At 44.2% G+C, this 4383-nt stretch carries 5 protein-coding genes; all 5 read left to right on the top strand.

Features of this window, described 5'->3' with window-relative positions:
- The first annotated feature begins 166 nt into the window (after positions 1-166).
- The 5 genes from LUQ50_RS13970 to LUQ50_RS13950 all read left to right on the top strand — a co-directional run bounded on the left by LUQ50_RS13970 (position 167) and on the right by LUQ50_RS13950 (position 4212).
- On the top strand, positions 167-721 hold the full coding sequence (locus LUQ50_RS13970) for a hypothetical protein (RefSeq protein ID WP_300040712.1): 555 nt from the start codon (positions 167-169) through the stop codon (positions 719-721).
- Positions 722-839: 118 nt separating this feature from the next.
- The gene (locus LUQ50_RS13965) at positions 840-1463 is read left to right on the top strand and encodes an AAA family ATPase (RefSeq protein ID WP_300040710.1); all 624 of its coding nucleotides are present in this window, start codon (positions 840-842) and stop codon (positions 1461-1463) included.
- A 275-nt stretch (positions 1464-1738) separates the two neighbouring features.
- On the top strand, positions 1739-2542 hold the full coding sequence (locus LUQ50_RS13960) for an EFR1 family ferrodoxin (protein ID WP_300040708.1): 804 nt from the start codon (positions 1739-1741) through the stop codon (positions 2540-2542).
- A 55-nt stretch (positions 2543-2597) separates the two neighbouring features.
- Positions 2598-3440: an NAD(+) diphosphatase gene (nudC, locus tag LUQ50_RS13955; protein ID WP_300040706.1), complete on the top strand. Its 843-nt coding sequence runs from the start codon at positions 2598-2600 to the stop codon at positions 3438-3440.
- 46 nt (positions 3441-3486) lie between these two features.
- Positions 3487-4212, top strand: coding sequence for a TetR/AcrR family transcriptional regulator (locus tag LUQ50_RS13950; RefSeq protein WP_300040704.1), 726 nt, complete (start codon positions 3487-3489; stop codon positions 4210-4212).
- The last annotated feature ends 171 nt before the right edge of the window (positions 4213-4383 follow it).

The raw sequence follows: 4383 nt of genomic DNA, 5'->3' as shown, positions 1-4383 counted from the left end.
CTATCATCATATCTTTTTTCGTCACCTTTACAGGAAGCTGGTGCGAATAAAACGCTTCATCCAGTTGAGGTTATAATTTTGTTATTATTAATTAAACATCTTGAAATCAAGTCGATACAATTTTTATCTAATAGATAGACTATTGATTTGCTTAGTGGAGGGAAGAATGAATAAATTGCAATTTGTAGTGATTTTAGGATTGATAATTCTATCAGCATCAGTAGTATCTGCGATAGATTTTACCGGATGGAAACAGATTGAGGTCAATGAATCGTTGATTAACAGTACCTCGAGTACCAATTATACGGTTATGGTACCCCCCGGATATACAAATAACACCATAGATTCTCCAATTGGTGTAGTGACAAGTTTTGTTAACCAAACAGATCCAAACTCGCTCATCTCAATTATCGTCATTGATAATGAGATTGGAGAGAAATTAAACGACAAAAACTCAAAACTGTACCTTGACAACTTTATGCTGGGAGCGAATATATCTCCAATCAATGGAACTGAACCAAATTACCTTAGTGATGGGGGAATTGTGGATTATGGTACTAGTGGGGATGAAATTGATGGAATCTATATCCTGAGCACTGATGAAAAAGTAATGATCGTGACGGGAATGTACAACAATATTGATTCAGCAACGGCAGGAGTAGAAAATCTTGCTTTGATTGCAGGGACAATCTCTATCGTGTCTCCAACAAATAGTGAGTAAACGTATTGAAGAGATATCTTCAACTTTTTTTCTCTGAATAAAGAGATCAAATCATGTCCCCACCGGGAGGAGAACGCCCGGAGATGACATTTATAGGAGAAGTGATGACCTCAGATCCATGATCATATTACTAAACGGCACCTCATCATCCGGGAAAACTACGATAGCAAAGCAGTTACAGAAGAAATACCCGGGCGTCCTCCTATTATACGGACTCGATACCATGGTGCAGACCGCCTTTCCTGAGAAATGCGATTATCCCCCATATGATGAGCAGGCAATTCAGGTAACCACCAGTGAACAGGATGGGCACCAGATTATCAGAATGAAGGTTTCCTCGTATATGTACCCGGTATATCAGACTGCAGTACAGTTCTACAAAATGCTCTCTGAACAGGGATATGGGATCATCGTGGATGAGGTACTATTTGACAAAAACAGGATAACTCCGTTCTTTGAGATACTTTCCCATGAAAAAGTCTACTTCATCGGTGTGAAACCTTCAAAGGATGTAGTAATCAGACGGGAGCAGGAGCGTGGAGACCGGCTGGTAGGGCTTGCAGCAGGATTGTATGATGAGGTGTATAACCCATATTTTACCTATGATATCACTCTTGATACGGGAACCGTGATACCAGAAGAGGCAGCAGACAGAATTATCCAATTCATCGGCCAGACACCAGAACCTCAGGGATTTATCAAATCCAGGAAGGCATGGATGAGTCAGGAAAACAAAGAATAATACATAATCACCGTTTTCAGAACGCATAAATCACCGGGCTAAAAAATCTTCACCTTTTTTCGTGGTACCTATACATCACCTACCAGAGTTCAACGGGATTATCTGATTTACCCAACACTAGAGAATGTTCATCATAATGGTGAGTTATTAAATAACCAGCAGTTATAATATAACTGGGAGAAAGATCAATCTAGTGACACATTCTCCAGGTATATCCAGAGAAAATCCCCCCATAGGGAAGGGATGAATCACACGAAATTGAGGGAGCTAAGTGAATGAACATAGAATCAGTTAAATTGGTCTGTTTCTCACCAACGGGAACAACAAAAGCAGTTCTTCAGGGTATTGCACGAGGAACAAATCACGGCAACGTGGAATTGCTCGATATTACCACACCTGAAGCGAGAAAAGAACCATTACACACTTCTGAAGATGAATTGCTTGTTATTGGAGTTCCCGTATACATGGGAAGAGTGCCGGCACTCATAACTGAATGGCTGAATGAAATTCAGGCTCATAATACTCCTACGGTCTGTGTCGTTCTCTATGGCAACCGAGTATATGAGGATGCATTACTCGAACTCAAAAATATCGTCATGAAGTGTGGTGGGATTCCCATTGCTGGTGGAGCATATGTTGGAGAACACTCATTCTCAAATGCTGATACACCCATTGCCGAAGGTCGTCCAAATGATGATGATTTACAACATGCAGAAGAATTTGGACGCAAAATTCGCGAAAGATTACAATCTGTTTCATCAGTCTCTGAACTATCTGAAGTAATGGTTCCTGGCATGTATCCGTATCGGGGAGATTCTACATTATGGAAGGTTGATTTCATTGAAGTCAATGATCGATGCATTCAATGCGGTGTTTGCGCAGAAGGATGTCCGGTAGGTGCTGTTGATCGACAAAATAGTTCGGTGATCAATCAGGAAACATGTATCACGTGTTGTGCATGTATCAAAAACTGTCCGAAACATGCCAGAACAATGAAACCGGGCATGGTTCATGAGGCTTCGCTACGTTTAAGTACATTGTATCACGAACCAAAGACGCCTGAATACTATCTATCATGAGTATGATTATGATGACAATGAGGAGATCTTCACACATTCCTCTTGAGGAGAACTAATGGAACACCACCCGTTTTACACAGTCCGCCCCCTCCTCCCCATCTACCCTGAACCGGAGGAACCATCGTCTGGACAAAAACGGTGGATCCTGGTCCAGAACAGTTCCGTGTTATTCCTGCATGACCCAACACCAGGTACCGTTCTCATACAAAGCCCTCTCCCCACTGGTCTGACATGTAGTGAGCCGGTGTACCTAGGCACTAGGGAAGACCTTTTCTACTATGCTGCCGAGATCCCGGTAGGAGCCATGCTGCCGGAGGGCTGGAGGTCATCACCGGTCAGGGAATTATCAGGAAAGGTTCCGGACAACGACATGGCCATTGCCTCGTATGCCGTGCGAATTCTTGATTTTGACCGCTCAAACACTTTCTGCGGCAGGTGCGGTGCACAAACCAGACCGCTCACGACCGAACGGGCACGAATCTGCACAGCTTGCAGCCGCATCACCTACCCCCGAATCTCCCCCGCAATCATCGTGCTGATCAAAAAAGGAGAGGAGGTCCTGCTTGCCCGTTCCCCCAACTCCCCACTTGGGTTTTTTTCGGTCATTGCCGGTTTCAATGAACCAGGTGAGAACCTTGAACAGACCGTCCACCGCGAAGTCGACGAGGAAGTAGGCATTACGGTACGAAACCTTCGGTACTTCGGGAGCGAGCCCTGGCCGTTTCCCGATTCACTCATGATCGGCTTTGTAGCGGACCATGCCGGAGGAGAGATTCGGATAGACAACCTGGAGATCGAAGCCGCCGGCTGGTTTACCCGTGATTCCCTGCCCCCTTTTCCCTCGAAGACAAGTATCACCCGATCACTCATCGAGGCCTGGATCCGGCGGGAAGTATGAGATCAAACAACCAGTTATGATATGAAGATGAGTCGGATGGTGAAAAATGGGAATCGCCGATAGAAGACAACGAGAGAAAGAACAGCGAAAGACCGGGATCATCGATGCAGCTGAGTGTCTCTTTTTTTCCCGGGGTTTTGAAGATGTTTCCATGGATGACATCGCACGGGAGGTCGAACTGAATAAGGCTACTATCTACCTTTATTTTAAAAATAAGGAGACTCTTTTCGCCACTATCGTTCTCCGCGGTGTTCAGATCCTGAAAGAAAAATACGTGAAGTGTATGGAAAAACAAGTTCCCGGGATTACCAAAGTGGCCCTGATGGGACAGGCCTATTACCAGTTTTCACAGGAATACCCGGATTATCTTCGAATGATCCACTTTTACGGGTCTGAACGGTTTTCCAGGGAAAATCCATGTACCGCAGAGATTGGAGAGGGATATGGTACCTGTCGGATGATCCTACGGGATGCGATCCAGGAAGGAATTGATGACGGGACAATCCGAGCCGATCTCGATCCATTCCTGACCTCGATGTATCTTATGATATCTTTTATGAATATCCTCTCCATGGAACACAAATGGAAACTCGTGATCGAAGCTGAGGGATTCAGCTACGAACAGTTCACCAGTGAGTTCTTCCGGTTCATTACTCCCGCAATTTCTTCGGGTGATAATTCTCACACCGTGGATGTCAGAGATTTAAAATCATCCGGATTTTCTCTAACCAAACCGGTGTCGAATCAGAAGAAAAAAAGAAAGAAATCTTAATTTTAGGTATCAAAGGCTATCCAAGTAGATGGTATCGGACATGTTATGAGGTAATGAGATATTCGATACGACTGTCCAAGTCTTGATAATTTCTGAAGACTGCTTTAGGAACATGAATCCCTCTCAGTACATGAGTCAGGATCTTTACCGAAGGTGTTGGAACCACAGAGT

Origin of the sequence: Methanospirillum sp., from assembly GCF_028679455.1 — an archaeon.
Lineage (GTDB): Archaea > Halobacteriota > Methanomicrobia > Methanomicrobiales > Methanospirillaceae > Methanospirillum.
This window is presented reverse-complemented; position numbering and strand designations above follow the sequence as displayed.